Source organism: Rhodococcus sp. FW305-130, assembly GCF_058788335.1.
Genome location: NZ_JBYTAP010000007.1, coordinates 80,817 through 97,379 on the forward strand (window position 1 = coordinate 80,817; position 16,563 = coordinate 97,379).

15 protein-coding genes are annotated in these 16,563 nt (G+C 61.3%); 9 read left to right on the forward strand and 6 right to left on the reverse strand.

From position 1 onward, the window contains the following. Positions 1-47: 47 nt before the first annotated feature. From AC3WQS_RS21770 to AC3WQS_RS21780, 3 genes are read right to left on the reverse strand one after another with little or no spacing between them, the layout of a single operon-like run. Entirely contained in the window at positions 48-1,691 is a 1,644-nt protein-coding gene (locus AC3WQS_RS21770; RefSeq protein WP_021345892.1) for an AMP-binding protein, read from the reverse strand. Continuing rightward, positions 1,688-2,584, reverse strand: a complete 897-nt coding sequence (locus AC3WQS_RS21775) for a crotonase/enoyl-CoA hydratase family protein (protein WP_241840798.1) — start codon at positions 2,582-2,584, stop codon at positions 1,688-1,690. Before AC3WQS_RS21775 ends, AC3WQS_RS21770 begins: the two co-directional genes overlap by 4 nt. A 45-nt stretch (positions 2,585-2,629) precedes the next feature. Next, positions 2,630-3,229 carry a TetR/AcrR family transcriptional regulator gene (locus AC3WQS_RS21780; protein WP_021331692.1) on the reverse strand — a complete coding sequence of 200 codons (600 nt, stop codon included), beginning with the start codon at positions 3,227-3,229 and terminating at the stop codon, positions 2,630-2,632. 117 nt (positions 3,230-3,346) lie between these two features. Here AC3WQS_RS21780 and AC3WQS_RS21785 point away from each other — a divergent pair, with 117 nt between their 5' ends. After that, complete coding sequence (locus AC3WQS_RS21785) at positions 3,347-3,988, forward strand: nucleoside/nucleotide kinase family protein (RefSeq protein WP_020909520.1); 642 nt, start codon at positions 3,347-3,349, stop codon at positions 3,986-3,988. Positions 3,989-4,165: 177 nt separating this feature from the next. Here the strand turns inward: AC3WQS_RS21785 and AC3WQS_RS21790 are convergent, their stop codons facing one another. Beyond that, positions 4,166-5,800 carry a N,N-dimethylformamidase beta subunit family domain-containing protein gene (locus AC3WQS_RS21790; RefSeq protein ID WP_172932720.1) on the reverse strand — a complete coding sequence of 545 codons (1,635 nt, stop codon included), beginning with the start codon at positions 5,798-5,800 and terminating at the stop codon, positions 4,166-4,168. 255 nt (positions 5,801-6,055) lie between these two features. On the opposite strand from AC3WQS_RS21790, the gene AC3WQS_RS21795 reads away from it, so the two are divergent. From AC3WQS_RS21795 to AC3WQS_RS21805, 3 genes are all read left to right on the forward strand, one after another. After that, positions 6,056-7,102, forward strand: a complete 1,047-nt coding sequence (locus tag AC3WQS_RS21795; protein WP_070385036.1) for a LacI family DNA-binding transcriptional regulator — start codon at positions 6,056-6,058, stop codon at positions 7,100-7,102. A 90-nt stretch (positions 7,103-7,192) separates the two neighbouring features. Further along, positions 7,193-8,059 (forward strand): alpha/beta hydrolase family protein, encoded by an 867-nt coding sequence (locus tag AC3WQS_RS21800; RefSeq protein WP_492711759.1) that lies wholly within the window; start codon positions 7,193-7,195, stop codon positions 8,057-8,059. 336 nt (positions 8,060-8,395) lie between these two features. After that, positions 8,396-8,761 carry an ANTAR domain-containing protein gene (locus tag AC3WQS_RS21805; RefSeq protein ID WP_029537179.1) on the forward strand — a complete coding sequence of 122 codons (366 nt, stop codon included), beginning with the start codon at positions 8,396-8,398 and terminating at the stop codon, positions 8,759-8,761. 136 nt (positions 8,762-8,897) lie between these two features. Here the strand turns inward: AC3WQS_RS21805 and AC3WQS_RS21810 are convergent, their stop codons facing one another. Together AC3WQS_RS21810 and AC3WQS_RS21815 are read right to left on the reverse strand one after the other, a co-directional pair. Next, on the reverse strand, positions 8,898-10,232 hold the full coding sequence (locus tag AC3WQS_RS21810) for an MFS transporter (protein ID WP_019745814.1): 1,335 nt from the start codon (positions 10,230-10,232) through the stop codon (positions 8,898-8,900). Next, positions 10,232-11,947 carry an amidohydrolase gene (locus tag AC3WQS_RS21815; protein ID WP_020909525.1) on the reverse strand — a complete coding sequence of 572 codons (1,716 nt, stop codon included), beginning with the start codon at positions 11,945-11,947 and terminating at the stop codon, positions 10,232-10,234. The genes AC3WQS_RS21810 and AC3WQS_RS21815 overlap by 1 nt, the downstream gene beginning before the upstream one ends. 224 nt (positions 11,948-12,171) lie before the next feature. Between AC3WQS_RS21815 and AC3WQS_RS21820 the strand changes: the two genes are divergently transcribed. The 5 genes from AC3WQS_RS21820 to AC3WQS_RS21840 all read left to right on the forward strand — a co-directional run bounded on the left by AC3WQS_RS21820 (position 12,172) and on the right by AC3WQS_RS21840 (position 16,544). Continuing rightward, the gene (locus tag AC3WQS_RS21820) at positions 12,172-13,074 is read left to right on the forward strand and encodes an Lrp/AsnC family transcriptional regulator (RefSeq protein ID WP_046379499.1); all 903 of its coding nucleotides are present in this window, start codon (positions 12,172-12,174) and stop codon (positions 13,072-13,074) included. 79 nt (positions 13,075-13,153) lie between these two features. Next, positions 13,154-13,810 (forward strand): FadR/GntR family transcriptional regulator, encoded by a 657-nt coding sequence (locus AC3WQS_RS21825; RefSeq protein WP_020909527.1) that lies wholly within the window; start codon positions 13,154-13,156, stop codon positions 13,808-13,810. Continuing rightward, positions 13,807-14,610 (forward strand): class I SAM-dependent methyltransferase, encoded by an 804-nt coding sequence (locus AC3WQS_RS21830; protein ID WP_492711763.1) that lies wholly within the window; start codon positions 13,807-13,809, stop codon positions 14,608-14,610. Before AC3WQS_RS21825 ends, AC3WQS_RS21830 begins: the two co-directional genes overlap by 4 nt. 56 nt (positions 14,611-14,666) lie before the next feature. Then, a complete protein-coding gene (locus AC3WQS_RS21835) occupies positions 14,667-15,218 on the forward strand; it encodes an acyl-CoA thioesterase (RefSeq protein WP_020909529.1) in 552 nt (183 codons plus the stop codon). Between the two features lie 45 nt (positions 15,219-15,263). Next, entirely contained in the window at positions 15,264-16,544 is a 1,281-nt protein-coding gene (locus AC3WQS_RS21840; protein ID WP_020971174.1) for an NAD(P)/FAD-dependent oxidoreductase, read from the forward strand. Positions 16,545-16,563 lie beyond the last annotated feature (19 nt).

Sequence of the window (16,563 nt, forward strand, 5' to 3'; positions counted from 1 at the left end):
ACGGGGATAACCCAGACAGAATCGCTCCGACGTGCTATCCGCTCGGGTCAGCTGACGACGCCGTAGGCGCCCTCGCCGACCAGGCTTGCAATTCGATATTTCTGAATCTTGCCCGAGCCGGTCAGAGGAAATGCTTCTGCACTGAACCACTCCTTGGGTGCTTTGTGGCGTGCCAGTCGCTCGGTGCAGAACTCGACCAGTTCGGCTGCGGTCGGCTGGTCGGACTCGTCTTTCCACCTGATGACGGCAACCACCCGCTCGCCCCATACCTCGTCAGGCACACCCACGACCGCCACATCGAGGATCTTCGGATGTGTGAAGATCACGGACTCGACCTCTCGCGGATAGATGTTCTCCCCGCCGCGGATGATCATGTCCTTGAGCCGGCCGGTCACCCGGACGTATCCACGCTGATCCATCGTCCCCAAGTCGCCGGTATGTAACCAACCGTCCTTGTCCACGGTGGCGGCCGAAGCCTCCGGGTTGCGGAAGTATTCGGTCATGACGAGGTACCCGCGCGCGCAGATCTCACCTTGTTCGCCGAGTGGCACGCTGTCCCCGGTCACCACGTCGGAAATCTTCACCTCGACCTGCGGCAACGCGAGACCGACCGTCTCCGATTTGTCTTCGGGGGTGTCGGCGGGGCTGGTCTGCGTGATCACGGGGCTCGCCTCGGTTTGTCCGTAGACGATGCTGAACCCCGCACCGAAGGCCGATTCCACCGTGCTCACGAGTTCGGGCGGGACCGACGACCCACCCGACACGACCACCGAACAGGCCGAGAAATCGCGGCTCGCGAAGCTGGCGTCGTTGATCATCGCGATCAGCATAGTCGGAACTCCACTGACCACGTCGGCCCGAAAGCGTTCCGCCGCATCGAGAACCGCAGTCGGGTCGAAATACTGGATCAGACCGATGGACATTCTTCGCTGTGCGGCGCCGAGGACCAGGATGCCGCACCCAGCGGTGTGGAAGAGCGGCATCGCCGAGACCACCGAACCCCGTTCGGGGAATTGACCTCTCCGACTGACGAAATCGGCATTGTTGACCAGTCCTCGGTGATGCAGCAGCGCACCTTTGGGAACTCCGGTGGTTCCCGACGTGTACTGGATCTGCGCATTGTCGTCAGGAGAGACTTCCGGCAGTGCGCCCCGTTCGCCGGCCCAACCTCGAACCTGACGATCCCAGTCCTCGAAGTTCACTGCCAGAACTTCTGCTCCCGCAATCGAAATCGCCTCGGATGCCACCGCTGCCATGTCGCCGCCGCGGAACTTTCCGGTGTGGAAGAGCCCGCGGGACTGGGACTGCGACAGGACGTACGCCAATTCCTCCGCACCCAATGCCGGATTGGCAGTCACCAGAACCATTCCGGCAAGCGCGGCGCCGTACTGCAGAATCATCCACTCCGGAATGTTCGGAGCCCAGACCGTTATCCGGTCGCCGCGGTCGAACTGCGACAAGAGGTAGTGCGCGCACCCCTCCGCTTCACCCAGGAGTTCCGCAAAGGTCCAGGTGCGATCCGTCTCGGAGGCACCGGACAACGAATGCGATTGCGTCGGAACCACTTCTCGGATTGCAATCAGGTTCGGCGAGTCCGCGGCGCACTCTCGGAGCAGCCCGCCGACCGTTTGTTCCACTATCGGGTCCGACACGTCCGCGGGGAAGTACGACGTTTCGAGAACACTGCTCATCTCACATCCACTTTCTTTTCGGAAGGGGTGTCGGATTCGGGAAGCGGCCCGCCTCCGTCTGGAATCTTGCGGCCGGAATCGCGGTACTGCACCGCGGCGTGAAATCCGTCGCGTTCGGCAAAATCCTTGAACCAGCGCCCTTCCGGCGAGTGACGCGTAATTCCGTCGAACAGGGTTGCCAGTACCTGGGTGCCCTGCAACCCCATGTTGTCGTACGCCTGATTGATCATCATCTTCTGCATTGCCAATTGATTGAGCGGGACACCGGCGATGCGATCCGCCAACGCCTCCACCGCAGCGTCCAGTTCGTCGGCCGGCACCGATTCGAGCGCCAATCCCCAATCGGCGGCGGTGACACCGTCAATGGTGTCTCCCGTCAACAACATTCGCTTGGCGCGTTGCGCCCCGAGGCGGTACACCCACATAGCTGTGGTCGGGCAACCCCAGACGCGAGCAGGCGGGTATCCGATGCGGGCGTCGTCAGCCATGATCAGCATGTCGCAGGACAGCGCAATATCGCTTCCGCCTGCGACTGCATGACCCTGAACTTTGCAGATGGTCGGCTTGAGCGATCGCCAGAGGGTGAAGAAGTCATCGGTGTTCTGCTTCATGCCCCGAAAGTCCTTGATGGGGTCCCACACCGGGCCTTGATTCCACTTTCCGTCGAGATCTCCTTCGGCGAACTTCTTGAGGTCGTACCCGGCGCAAAACGCCTTGCCTGCGCCTTGCAAGATGATCACGCGAACGTCGTCGTCGTCATTGGCCGCCGCAACTGCATTTCGGATGTCCGACGGCATCCGATCGTCGATTGCGTTGAGCCGATCGGGGCGGTTCAGGGTGATGTACGCCTTACCACCAGAGGTCTCGTATTTCAGGGTCGCAAAATCTGTCATCATCGGTCCTGTCGATCGAGCGCATCTCGAACGAAACGAGTTGCGCTAGTTCTGGGTGAGCAGCAGGCGAACGACGCCCGCCCATTGACTGATCGAACGACGCGCAGAGGCATCGCTCTTGTGTACCGCCCGGGACAACGCCAAACCACGGAGCATCAGCACGGTTAGATCTGCAATTTGCGAATAGTTCTCGGAAGCAACAATTTCAGGCCCGAACGCGTCATGGACAACTCGCTGCAAATCCCGCCCGGCGACGCGCTCCGATTCGCGGAGAACCTCCGCCAACACCGGATCCGTCCGAGCCGCCGACCACAGTTCGAGTTCCGCTTGGAACGGCGGCTGAGTCAACGCCGAATACAAAGCGGAGATCGAATTCTCGATCGTATCCACCGACGGGTCTTGTCGAGACATCGCCGACCTCACCGCCGCCTCGTTCCGCACGACGATATTCGACACCAACGCGGCAGTGAGCTCCTGCATATTCGGAAAGTGGTGCAGGAGAGCGCCCCGACTGACTCCGGCAGCCGTTTGAACCGACTGCGTCGTCAACGACGAATACCCGTCCGCTATCAGTAAATCCGTTGCCGCATCGAGAATCCGGTGGCGCGTGGCTTCGCGCTGCGCGTCACGCAGGGTCACGGTCACACCTCCAGTCTCTCGAGTGGCATGGCTCACAGTTTCACAGTCCATTCAGACTGTCAACGGTTGAAGACCTCCGGCGTACCCTCGATCCACCGGACCTCGGACTGATCGGAGCAACAAGTGAGAACCTCACCGCCGACCGTCTCGCTGACGCTCGATCAACTTGCCTCACGCGCCGCTTCACTGATCACCGACAACGGCCGATACATCCTCGGCATCGCGGGAGCCCCTGGAGCCGGGAAATCGACGGCTTCACAGGCAATTGCGCAGAAACTGGACTCACTGTGCACCGTCGTCGAGATGGACGGCTTTCACCTTGCCAATCGGGAACTCGACCGACTCGGCAGGCGTGGACAAAAAGGCGCTCCGGAAACTTTCGACGCCGACGGATACGCGGCGCTTCTACACCGCCTCCGATCGGCAGACTCCATTGTGTACGCGCCCGTCTTCGATCGCGAGATCGACGAATCAATCGGCAGCGCAACCGCTGTCGAGCCTCGAACACCGTTGATCGTCACCGAGGGAAACTACCTCCTCCTACCAAACGGCAGCTGGCCACAAGTACGAGCGGCGATCGACACCGTCTGGTACCTCGAGGTTCCGGAGGCGACACGCACGCAGCGGTTGGTGAAACGCCACAGCCGCTTCGGGAGGAGTTCCGAAGCGGCCGCGGACTGGGTGAGGCGGGTGGATCAACCGAACGCCGACGTAATCGCAGCGGCCAGGTCACGTGCGGATCTGATCGTGGAGATCCGCACGTGACTGCCAAAGTTCGGCAGCTCCCCACACTCACCCGTCATCCAACTGAACGGCGAAGACTACGGTAGTTTGGATTAAAAACCCTGGTCAAGTCGATTTCAGATCTCCATACATACGTACGTATGGATCCTCTTTCGCCATCATCCTCGGGGCAACAAACTCTACCGCTGGTCGTCGCCGTCAGTTTGTCTCCTCAGTGAAACTCGACAGTTGCGCAGCAAACAGATTCAGTACGTTTGCGGTTATTCGTTCGGTGAAAGGATCCCGGTGAATCAGTCCACTGACCCACTCGGTCGTCCCGGCATTGAAAACGGTTCCGAGACCGCGCTGATGTGTCGCCACCATTCCCGAACCGTATTCGAACTCGCGCAGATGCTCGGGGAGTTCTCTCCCATAGGCACTTTCGAAGATTCCCGACAACTCGGCGAAGGGCACACCAATCGGAGCGGTGCCGTTCCAGTTGTCCCGTGACCCCGATACTGCCGGCGCCATTGCGATGATTTCCAGATCCTCTGGTGCACCGTCGACACCGGTGGCGTACGGCAGACCCTTCCTGAACGTGTAGTCCGCACCGTCCATTGCGAAGGCGGCAATACAGACCGGCGCGATTCCGAAGTTGTCACCGTAATACAGGTCGGTTCCGTTCAATGCCCAATGATCGGGCCGGTATACGGTAAAGCCGCCGGATGACCTCGGAGTTGTTGCACCGTAACGGTTGTACACCCCCGCCATCGCGGTCAAACCCATCGTCCACGCGCCCGGCCGAGCAATCTCGGGGGAATCCCATGCCGTGGTGACGCGGGTGGGGTCTACTTCTCGTATGGGATCGTCGAAGGGGTTCTTGTAACAAATCTGCGCGTCACCTTCGATGCGTACCTGCCACAGGAAGTTCCCGCCGAATCGCGCCAGGCCGCCTCCTCCTTCGACAAATGCGTCGAGACGATCACGCATTTCCCACGACCAGTACTCGTCGTGACCGACGACGACTGCACACGAATATCCGCGCAGCGCTGAAGGATCCTCATGTAGGTCGTGCTGGGTGATGTGGTGTACGAGAAACGCTTGCTCCTCCGCCCACACCGTGAACGGGCGTTCGTACGTCGCCCAGAATGCGTCGGCGTGATGGCGCGAGTATCCGTTCACCCAAGCCCATTCGTACGGCGGGTGCCGCGGAACCCATCCGATTCCCGGCATATCGGTGTGAATGTTTCGCGCTGCACCTTCGGGTTTGCGCAACATCCCGCGCGCGATGGGACGCTGCGTCGACGAAATCGGTGTCGCCACGTCGCCGAAACCGTCCGGGGCACCACGGAAATTGTTGGCTCCGCCCCAGTCGTTGTAGGCCAACATCGTGCTCGTGGTGTGGATGAGGACCATGTCAGCGTGCTCGGGTTCACGTGCCTTGACAATGAAGAAGCCCTCACGTTCGACGACCACACCTTCGTGGCGCATTCGAACCAGGATCAGGTACATCCCCGAAGCCCAATTCGGTGCAACGGTGAAGGCAACGGATTCCGACCAATCACACCCGGTCGCATAGGCGTCGTCCGGCGTCGACTGTTGTTTGCCTGGTAGCCCGATGTACTTGACGATGCTCTGTGGGCGCGCGCCGTCACGGACCACCTCGATGTCGTATTCGTCAGCGGTGGTGTGGACCCGCACCGAGACGGTGTCGCCGGCGAAGTAGGAGAACTTGTCTGCGTAGACCCAGATCTCAGGTGCACCCGGAATCAATCCCGGCCGTTCGACCAAACCACCAGTGGCCGACCACGCGGCAGCAGCACCCGCGCGACGTGGACGGGTTTTCTCTCTCATGGGGTAACTCCGTGGATCGTCGTATTTAGGCGCATGGACTGGGAATGAGGGTGCCCGAGGTCGACCGAATTTCACTCGAAGTTGTCCCGGTGTTCTACGAGCGTGCCGAAACGTTTCGGCATAGTCAATAGCTTTGATGAAACGATTCGGCGCAATTTCTTCGACTGAACAATCGTCCGCCAGGTTCCCCCTGCCGAAACGATTGGGCGTTACTCTTGAGTAGAAACCGCCCAGCAACTAGAGGACGCGACCCCGATGATCACGCCGAACGTCCCGACGCTTCGCGATGTCGCGACAGCCGCCGGCGTCGCCGTGTCCACAGTTTCCTACGCACTCAACGGCAAGGGCAGAGTCGACTCTGCCACCCGGGCGCGTGTTCAAGAGGTTGCGGATCGCTTGGGTTACCGAGCCAATCGGTCAGCACAAAACCTTCGCTCGGGTCGAACCGCCACCCTCGGGTTGATGCTCCCGGCTCCGGACGAGCCTTCCTCGGCCGAGTACCTCAACTTCGACTGGTACGGCCGTGTGGCGACCGCCGCCACACAGGCAGCGTTCCACGCCGATCACTCACTCCTGTTGTTGCCGTCGATGAAAGACCCGAACGGACTGCGTCGCATCGAGATGGACGGTGTGATCGTCGTCGACCCGATGATGCACGACCCTCGCGTCGACATCTTGAAGAAACTCGGAATACCTTCTGTCGTAGTGGGTCCCGGCAACCCTGAGCAATTCGGATGGAGTATTTCGCCGGATCTCTTCGCCACGACCGAAACGCTCTTGAACCACCTCACCGAACAGGGCGCAACGGATATCCTTGTCCTCAATCCCGGAATGGATTCGGCATGGACTCGCGCAACGACCATCGCTTACCTCGAATGGTGCCGCATCCACGGCGTGTCGCCCCGAGCCACCGACGACCTGGCGTCGTTCGAGGGCGTCAATTCCGTCGAACAACTCGTCTCCGCGGCATACGGGGCGACTCACAAAGCACTGACATCCGAGAATCCCCCTGACGCGATTCTCTCGGTCATCCTCGGTTGCGCCCCCGCCGCTGCACGAGCGGCGCTCGATCTCGGCCTGTCAATTCCCGGAAGTATCTTGATCGCCCAGGACAGTGACGAGCCCGCTCTACTGATCTCCGATCCCCCGATCACCGCCGTCGACTTCTTCCCCGAAGAACAAGCAGCTTTGGCGGTGGATGCACTGCTCGCCCTGATCGACGGTGACGAACCCTCTGCGCCGACCCACACCCGTAGCGAACTACGAATACGAGCAAGCACCGCAAATTCGCTCACCCCATGAATTCACTCGGCACCGATAGACTGATTTCCTGACAATCGTCCGTCGCAGACCGAGAGGAATCAAGCCATCGCGCACCGCTCCCGCGACCGCTTGGCCAGGTACCTCGCCGTAGCGCTCGTCTGCATCTTCACGCTCGTGATCTCGGTCGCCAGCGCCACCGGTCTCGACCGCGATGTCCCTGCGGTACGCATCGCTTACGCCGCTGCCGCAGATGCTTTCGGCGATCTGTATCTTCCACCCGGATCGGACGGTGACCTGCCAGTCGTCGTATTGATCCACGGCGGCGGCTGGGCGCAGAAGAGCAATCTGGAGTACGCGGGTGCGTGGGCAAAAACGCTGACCCCCTACGGAATTGCGGTCTGGAACATCGAATACAGACGTATAGGTGGGCAGGGCGGTTGGCCGACTACTCTCGCCGATACCGTTGCGGCGACCAACGCGCTTGCCGGCATCGTTCAGGAAAAGGCCTCCGGGCGACTGGATTTGGGTCGCGTGCACATCGCCGGATACTCCGCGGGCGGACAACTGGCCGCGTGGGTCGCGTCGCGACCACAACAGGACACGGATGCTCCCGCGCCTGACCTCACCGTGCCGATTCGTTCGGCGACGATCATGGCCGGCGTCTTCGACATGACACTCGCCGCAACCGCGGGCAAAGATCGATTTGTTCGAAATCTTCTGGGCGGCATGCCGGTCGATCACCCTGACCGTTACCGCATCGCGTCACCGATCGAACATCTCCCCACCGGGCTCCCCGTCACGGCGATCCACGGACTCGGCGACAAGGTCGTGTCGGTCGAACAGAGCCGGCGCTATGCCCGTGCCGCACGAGCAGCAGGTGACGTGGTCGATCTGATCGAACTACCCGGCGTCGGCCACGGCGACTTCGGCAACCCGACAACCAACGCCTGGGCTATCACCAAGCAAGCAATAATCGATCACGTAAACACTCCTTGAGCAGGTGAAACCGCCTACTGTGAGCATGATCGCCCGCAAAAGGATTAGCTGAAACCAACTCCATGACGTACGGTGGGCTTATCAGAGGGCAGCCGTCAGTCAGGCAGCCGGTCGCTTCGCCCGGAACGACAGTTCCAATATTCGTTCCAGGGGCAGACTTCCAGTTCGGTGCAAATCCGCGCCTTTGATCACTACGCACTTTCATCAGTCCCGCAGATTGTTGACCAGGCCGAAGGCTCCGACAGAGTCCGCCGCCAATCGCGTACCGACTGCACCAGTATCAACATGCGCTACACACCGCACGGGTCCAAAACCCATGTGGTTCAAAGGAATACCTTGTACAACACCATGATTCACCCCGACGACACGAACAACCAGACGAACAGTGTCCCGACAAACGGACTACGGATCCCGACCAATTCGGGCCGTCTCCGCGAACGGGCTCTCGAAATTGTCTGCACGCTCTACCGCTGCAGCACCGACGAAGCCGCCGACCTGCTGGTACGACATTCTCAGACCAACAACCTCAAGGTCACCAGCCTGATCAAGGCGCTTGTCGCCTTGATCGACGAGGACACCTCCGGCACCGGCTACGGAAGCAACAACGCTCTGGCGTCTCACTTCTGGCTTCGCGAGATCAGGAATCTCAGCCAGGCCCACCGACGCAGCGATCACTTTCACCGCCATCTCGTCGGCGCGTAACAGTCGCTGAACGACAACTGACCTGAAACGACAACTGGGGCAGTACACGGAAATCGTGTACTGCCCCAGCTTCGTATTTTCAGTTGTCAGGCGGAAGCTGATTCTCGGCAGTCAGGCGGAAGCCGATTCTCGGCAGTCAGGCGGAGGCCGATTCCTTGTTGAGGTCCTGCCGGACGTCGTCGGTATCCGTCGCCTCGTCCACATGCTGCGGAGCGAAGAGCAGGCAGACGATGCTCAGGATGCACATGCCGATCAGCAGTGCGATGACCGGCCAGATGCTGCCGGTTGCCTTGTACATCAGCGTCGAGACCAGCGGAGACAATCCGCCGAAGATCGCGCCGGCACCCTGGTACGCCAACGAGATGCTCGTGTAGCGCGCCTGCGGCTTGAACATCTGCGAGAGAACGGCGGCGATCGGACCATACGTGGCAGCAAGCACCAGTCGCATGACCGCAAACGTCAGGAAGATCAGGAACACGGATCCGGACTTCAGCACCAGGAACTGCGGCGCTGCGAGTATTGCGACCGCAGCAAGACCCCAGATGACCACGCGGACGCGCCCCACCTTGTCGCCGAGCCACGCCACGCCCAGGGTCGCGATCAACTCGACCACTGCAGCGACACTGAGCGCGTTGAGGATCAGCGTCTCCGACAAGCCGACGTCGGGGTCGGTCGCGTATGCCGTGATGAAGGTCGTCACGAGGTAGTAGCCGCCGACTGCGACCGGCAAAATGCCGATGCCCAGGATGATCGGACGCCAGTTGGTCACCAGCGCGTACTTGAGCGGCAGCATCTCCGGGACGTCCGCGGACTTCACCTCGGACTCGAAGACCGGGGACTCCTCGACCTTCAAGCGAACGACCAAGCCGACCAGAATCAGCAGTGCCGAGCAGAGGAACGGCAGACGCCAGGCCCACTCGCGCAGAGCGTCGTCGCCGAAGGTGGAGAGAATGCTGAAGAAACCGGTGGCAAGAAGGGCGCCGGCCGGGTTGCCCAGCTGAGCGAATCCGCCGTAGAAGGTCTTCTTGTCCTCGGGAGCATGCTCGACGGCCATCAGGACTGCGCCACCCCATTCGCCGCCAACGGCGAAGCCCTGGACGAAGCGGAGCACGACCAGCAGCAGCGGCGCCCAGAACCCGATCGACGCGTACGTGGGCAACATGCCGATGAGGAATGTTCCTGCACCCATCAGCGTCAGGGTGACAACAAGGGCGGTGCGTCGGCCCATCTTGTCACCGACATGGCCGAACACGATTCCACCAAGGGGGCGGGCGAAAAACCCGACGGCGTACGTCGCGAACGCCGCCGCAACGCCGGTCAGGCGATCGGTTCCGGGCGGGAAGAAGATGTCACCGAACACCAGGGCGGCTGCCGTGGCATAGACGTAGAAGTCGTACCACTCGATGGTTGTACCGACGAAGGCTGCAAATCCCGCCTTGCGGGCCTTCACGATCTGTTGCTCTCGGTTCATTACTTTTCCTCGGTGGTCGAAGTGCTCGACAATAGGTGGTTATAACCTGAATGTGCGAGTTCGCCGTCGATCCAGGTCTCCCGGACCTCGATCTGCGCAATCGCGTCGGCCGGAACCTCGAGGAGATCCGCGCCCAGAATCACGAAGTCGGCCCGCTTGCCGACCGAGATGCTGCCAAGTTCCGCTTCACGACCCAGCGCACGCGCGCCGTTGAGCGTGTGAGCCTGCAGTGCCTGGTCGGCGGAGATGCGGAGTGCATCGGAGCCGAGCTGATGGCCCTGACGCGTCACACGAGTGACGGCCGCCTGAATGGCCTCGAGCGGCTTGGGCTCTGCGACCGGGGCGTCGGAGCTGATGGTCACGGGAACCTCGGCAGCGATGAACTCCCCGAGCGGGTTGAACCGCTCGCCCGGAGTGCCGATCGCCGCGGTGACGCCCTCACCCCAGTTGTAGTAGTGCTGCGGCTGGTTCACCGGGTAGACACCGGCCAGGTTCATCCGGGCGATCTGCTCGGCCGTCGGGAGTCCGCAGTGCTCGATGCGGTGACGCGCGTCGGCGTCGGGGTGAGCCTTCTGCGCTGCTTCGATGGCGTCGAGCACCATGTCGATGGCGGTCGGCGACTGTGCGTGCGTGGCGGTCTGCAGACCCACGGAGTGTGCCTTGGCAATGAGCTCCGAGTAGTCCGCCGGCTCATGGTAGAGCTGGCCGGTGCGGCACGGGTCGCCCACGTAGCCGTCGGGGAAGTACGCGGTCCAGCCGCCGAGAGTGCCGTCGGCGTAGAACTTGATGCCGCCGAACGCGAGCCGCGAATTGCCGAAGGCGCCATGCATTCCCGTGTCGATGACGTGATCGAGGAGATGGCTGAGCATGTACATGCTGACACGCGTCTTGAGCTGATCCTGCTCGGCCAGACGCAGGTACATGTCGAATTCACGACGCGTCACCTGGCAGTCGCCGATGGTGGTGACGCCGCCGGCCAGGAACTTGTCCTGAGCGACCGACAGCTGGCGAAGGTGCTCTTCCGGCTCGTCCTCGAGATGGAAGTTGGGTCCGTGATGGCCGACCTTCACACCGTTGACACCGGTGAGGATGTTGCACGCGGCGTCGGACAGCTCGCCCGTCAACTCGCCGTCTGCGTCTCGGAAGAACTCGCCACCGGCCGGGTTCTCAGTGCTCGCATCGATGCCGTGCTTGTCGAAAGTGAAGGAGTTGACGACGCCGCCGTGACCGCTCGCGTTCATGAGGTAGACCTCGCGATCGGTGGCCACCTGATCGAGCTCTTCCTTGAGCGGATGACGCCCTTCGATCAGGTTGCGGTGCTCATAGCCGTATCCGCGAATCGGGACACCTGCAGGAGCTGTGAGTGCCGCTTCCTGAAGCAGGGCAATGATTCCGGGAATCGAGTGCGCCTTCTCCGGCCCGCAGTCCACCCAGCTGAGCATCTGTCCGTACATCAACGGGTGTGCGTGCGGATCGACGAATCCGGGGACGACGGTGGCGCCGTCGAGTTCGACCACCGCGGTCGTGCGAGTGCTCAGGCGTCGCGCCTCCGTGCGGCATTCCTCGAGTGTCCCCACCGCGGCAAAGCGGTTTCCGAACACCAGGAACGCTTCGGCTCCCGCCGTGCTGTCGTCAACGGTGTGGATCTTGGCGCCGGTGAAGATCGTGGCGGTGGCGTCGAGCGGCGAGGCTTCGTGCGTGTGCAACTTGCGCATGGTGGTCCTTCGTCGAGATGGTGGTGCAGGTCACTGCGTGTTGAGCGAAAACTACGCCCTGACCTGGAGCTATGCAATGCATCAAAGTTTCAGACCAGGTGGTACACAACTTTTTTGTACAAGTTTTCGAGCATTTCTGCACTTATCCACATCATCTATGCCCACATGCGACTGTTCTAATAGGAAGCTCATACAGAAAAATCTCTGGAAAAGTTGGGGCATCCATGACGGTCGATCTCGATTCCAAGCTCATAGCTGCTCTTCAACGCAATGGGCGAGCGACGTACCGCGAACTGTCCGTGGCGGTCGATGCCCCACGCGCGGCAGTGTCCACCAGGGTGCAGGCACTACTCGACTCGGGAACGGTGTCCGTGGTTGCCGTCGCACACCCCGAACTTCTCGGCCTGAAGGCACTCGCACACGTGTCGATCGCCGTGTCCGGACCGATGACCCCGGTACTGGACGCGTTGATCGGATCCGAGGCTGCGGTCTACATCTCGGCAGTCAGCGGGCAGTACAACGTGATCGCAGAACTTCGGGTGCCCAGCCACGACGATCTGTACCGCGCCATCGCCGAACTCCGCTCACAGCGTGGCGTCAGATCCGTGAGCACGCTGGTCTACGTCGACGTCATCAAGGGAATCTTCATGCCCGAAACCGCTTTACAAGCCGACATCCGACTCGATTCGACGGACGTCACCTTGATCGAACTGCTCGAACGCAACGGGCGCATGCCATTTCTCGAGCTGGCCGAACACACCGGCCTGTCGCCGAGCGCTGTGCGCAATCGCGTCAATCACCTGATCGCGAGCACGGCACTGCGCGTCGGCGCTGTCGTCAAGCGGCGAGGTGGTGGCCGGACGCTGGCGATGGGCATCGGCGTCAATCTGGGCTCACGGGACGACAACGCGGTATCGGAGATCGAGTCCCTGCCCGGAATCGAATTCCTCGCGCGGACCCTGGGACGGTACGACGTGATCGCGACGGTCGCCGCCAACTCGTCCAACGACCTCCATGCCCTGTCCGAGCGAATCCGGGGCATCGACGGTGTCAGCGGCTTGGAATCATGGGCGCATCTCGAGGTTTTCAAGGAGCACTACGCCCGCAGCCTGGACGTGCGCGGATAATTCCCAAGTCATTGACCCACTCGTGAGAGCACGCTAACCTCGGACAAAGTCATTGACTCACTTACCCGAGGTGGCACACATGTCCGACTCCGGACGCAAGGTAGACATCGTCGCTGCAGCGATCGAGGAGGCGATATCGACCGGTCGATGGCCCGTCGGATCAAAACTCCCGCCGGAGACCGCACTGGTCGAGGAATTGGGAGTCGCCCGAAACACCATGCGCGAAGCGGTACGGGCGCTTGCACACGCCGGAGTTCTGTCCGTTCGTCATGGTGGCGGCGTGTACGTCATGGCGGCGTCGCCGGTCGAAGGACTACTCGGGCGCAGGCTCGCCAGAGGTGACGTTCTCGACGTACTGAGCCTGCGACGCGGACTCGAGGTCGAAGCCGCGCGACTTGCAGCGCAGCGCCATACCCCCGAAGATCTCGCGCGGATACATGCAGCCTGGAATGCCCACCCCGGTCACGTCGGCGGCTTCACTGTCGAAGCCGGCATGGCCCTGCACCTTTCGATCGTCGAGGCGTCCCACAATTCCGCACTGATCGACGTCTACCGGGGAGTCCTTGCCGCCGTGACGGATTCGCTGTCCGCCGTCAGTGTCGGTCCAGGTTTCCACGTCGACGAGCACCGACCCTTGATCGCAGCCATCGAGGAACGCAACCCCGACGAAGCAGCGCGCGCGGCGGGCGCAGCGCTCGATACGGTCATCGACGCAGTCGAAAGGAGCTTGGCGTGAATCAGGGAAACTGGAATGGTACGACGTATTCGCCTCTTGCCGAGCAACTCTCACCGGCATCGACGGAGGCACTGCGCACGATCGGGCATGTGAGCACGGTGTACGACGTCTGCGCCGGAACCGGGAACTTTGCGCTCCCGGCGGCTCAGTCAGGCATGACGGTCCACGCACTCGACCTCTCCGCCAGCCAGCTCGAGGTCGCACGCAAACGCTGGATTCCCCACCCCGGCACTACCCAACCCACCTTCACGATCGGCGATGCGCAGTCTTTACCCTGGCCGCATTCGAGTGCCGACGCCTGCGTCAGCATCTTCGGGATCATCTTCTGCCCCGACCCCTCGATTGCCCTCGCAGAGATGATGCGGGTGACCCGGCCAGGCGGAAAGATCTGCGTCGCAACGTGGTCGGAGAACGGGTGGGCAGCAGCACTCCGCCGGGAGGCCGCCTCGGCATGGAATGGCATCACACCACTACCGACGACATGGTCGAGCTCGAGCGAATTCGAGAAGGCGGCAGCCGGATTGGAGTCGGTGAGCTCGGCCTCCCACCTGCTCGAGTGGGAACTACCAGCCGAATCGGATCCCGTCGAGGAACTGTGCGACCAGGCACCGGCGTTGAAGAACTTTCGCGAGGCCGTTCGAAGCACCGGGAATTGGGCTTCGATGTCAGCGCATCTCCGCTCGACGCTCGAGCCCTATCTCAGGTCGAGTGCGACAGGCCCCGTCGCCACCAGCGAATACATCCTCCACGTTGGCACTGTCCCGAACTCTGACACCGCGCTCTTCCGAACGCGCGGGTAACCCTTTTGGCCGGATACGGTCTCTTCACCGTCCACCGACCCGAAGAGGCCCGCTCGATGTCCGAATCGAACTCCCTGCCCGAATTGAAGCAAGCATCGCAGCAAGCATCGAAACAAACGTTGTCCATGACCGTCCTCATGACGCCGGACATGTCCAATTTTTCGGGCAACGTTCACGGCGGAACGATTCTGAAGTTTCTCGACCAGGTCGCCTATGCGTGCGCGAGTCGATACGCCCAGACGTACGTCGTGACCCTGTCGGTGGATCGTGTGGTGTTCCGCGAACCGGTGCATGTCGGAGAACTCGTCACGTTCAGCGCTTCCGTCAATTACACCGGGCGCACCTCGATGGAAATCGGAATACGCGTCGAAACCGAAGACATTCTTCTCGGAAAATCTCGACACACCAATAGTTGCTACTTCACGATGGTCGCAATGGGCAGCGACGGAAAACCGGCCGAGGTACCCCAACTCCGGCCGACCGGAACAATCGCGAGGCAGCGATTCGAGGCCGGTCGTCGGCGTCGTGAACTGCGCAGAGAGAACGAGCTTCGTGAACAGTCCATCCGGGCTGCAGTTCGGGACTTAACGCCCGAACACGATGACTAAATCCAGTAAAATTTAAGTTATAACCTTATGCATTAAACTGATCGAGTGACTTCGAAGGCACGGGAAAACTATGACGTTGTGATTGTCGGCGCGAGCATCGCGGGATGCGCGGCCGCAATCATGTACGCCCAGCAAGGTCTGCGGATAGCGCTTCTCGACGCTCGCTCCGACATCCGGGCGCACAAAGTCCTGTGCACTCACCACCTACAACCCTGCGGTGCCCCGATCTTGCAACGACTCGGCGCCACGGAAAAACTGCTCGCCCTGGGAATGGTGGAAACCGTTCCGAAATTCTGGACCCCGTGGGGAATGATCACCCCTGATGCTGCAGAGAACTCACCGCCGCCTGGATTCAACGTCCGAAGGGAAACTCTCGACCCCCTCCTGCGCCAACTCGCGAACGACTACCAGAACGTCGACCTTCTTCTCGGACATCGCGTTTCCGGACTACTGACCAAGAACGGCACTACTGCAGGCGTCTACGGCACCGAACAGGGTTCGGCCTTCACTGTCGAAGCACGATTGACCGTCGGAGCAGACGGCAAGGATTCGACCGTCGCACGATCCGCGCGTTGCGACTCGGTGAGTGCGTCCAACGGGCGCTTCAGCTACTTCGCTCAACTCTCCGGACTCGAACGACCCGACGGAGAATCTTCATTGTCGTGGTTCATGGATCCCGACGTCGCCTATCTGCTCCCCAACGACGGCGGAATCAGCGTGCTGGTCGTCTTCCCTGCCCTCGACAAGCTCGGCCCGTTCACTGACGACCTGTCTACTGCTTTCCTCGCGTACGCCAACGCATTACCCGGCGCTCCGCCAGTTCGCCGAGAGCACATCGTCGGGAAGATCGTTGGTACCAAACACTTCTCCACAATCCTCACCGACCCGGTAGGTAACGGGTTCGCACTCATCGGCGATGCCGCGGCAACCAACGACCCGTTATGGGGCATCGGATGCTCGTGGGCACTGGAGACCGCTCAGATGCTGGTCGACGCGACCGCCCAAATGCTGACGGAGACGACGTCACACACACTCGACTCGCATCGGAACGTGAACGCTGCCTTGGCCGAATACCGCAGTGCCAGAGCGAGTATGACGAAACACATCGATTACATGAGCGGTTACGCCGGTGGGCGAAAGTTCACCGCGATCGAACGTCTGCTCATCTCCGCGGCCACACATGACCACGACGAAGCCCAAAGGTTCTACTTGTTCGGTTCCCGGTTGATACCCGCCGAGCAGTATCTCTCGACTCGCTCGGTCGCGCGGGCAGCACAAAAACATCTCAGACACCGTCTGCGTCGTAGATCTGTGGCCGGGACGTAATCTGCCAAGCGTTTTTTCG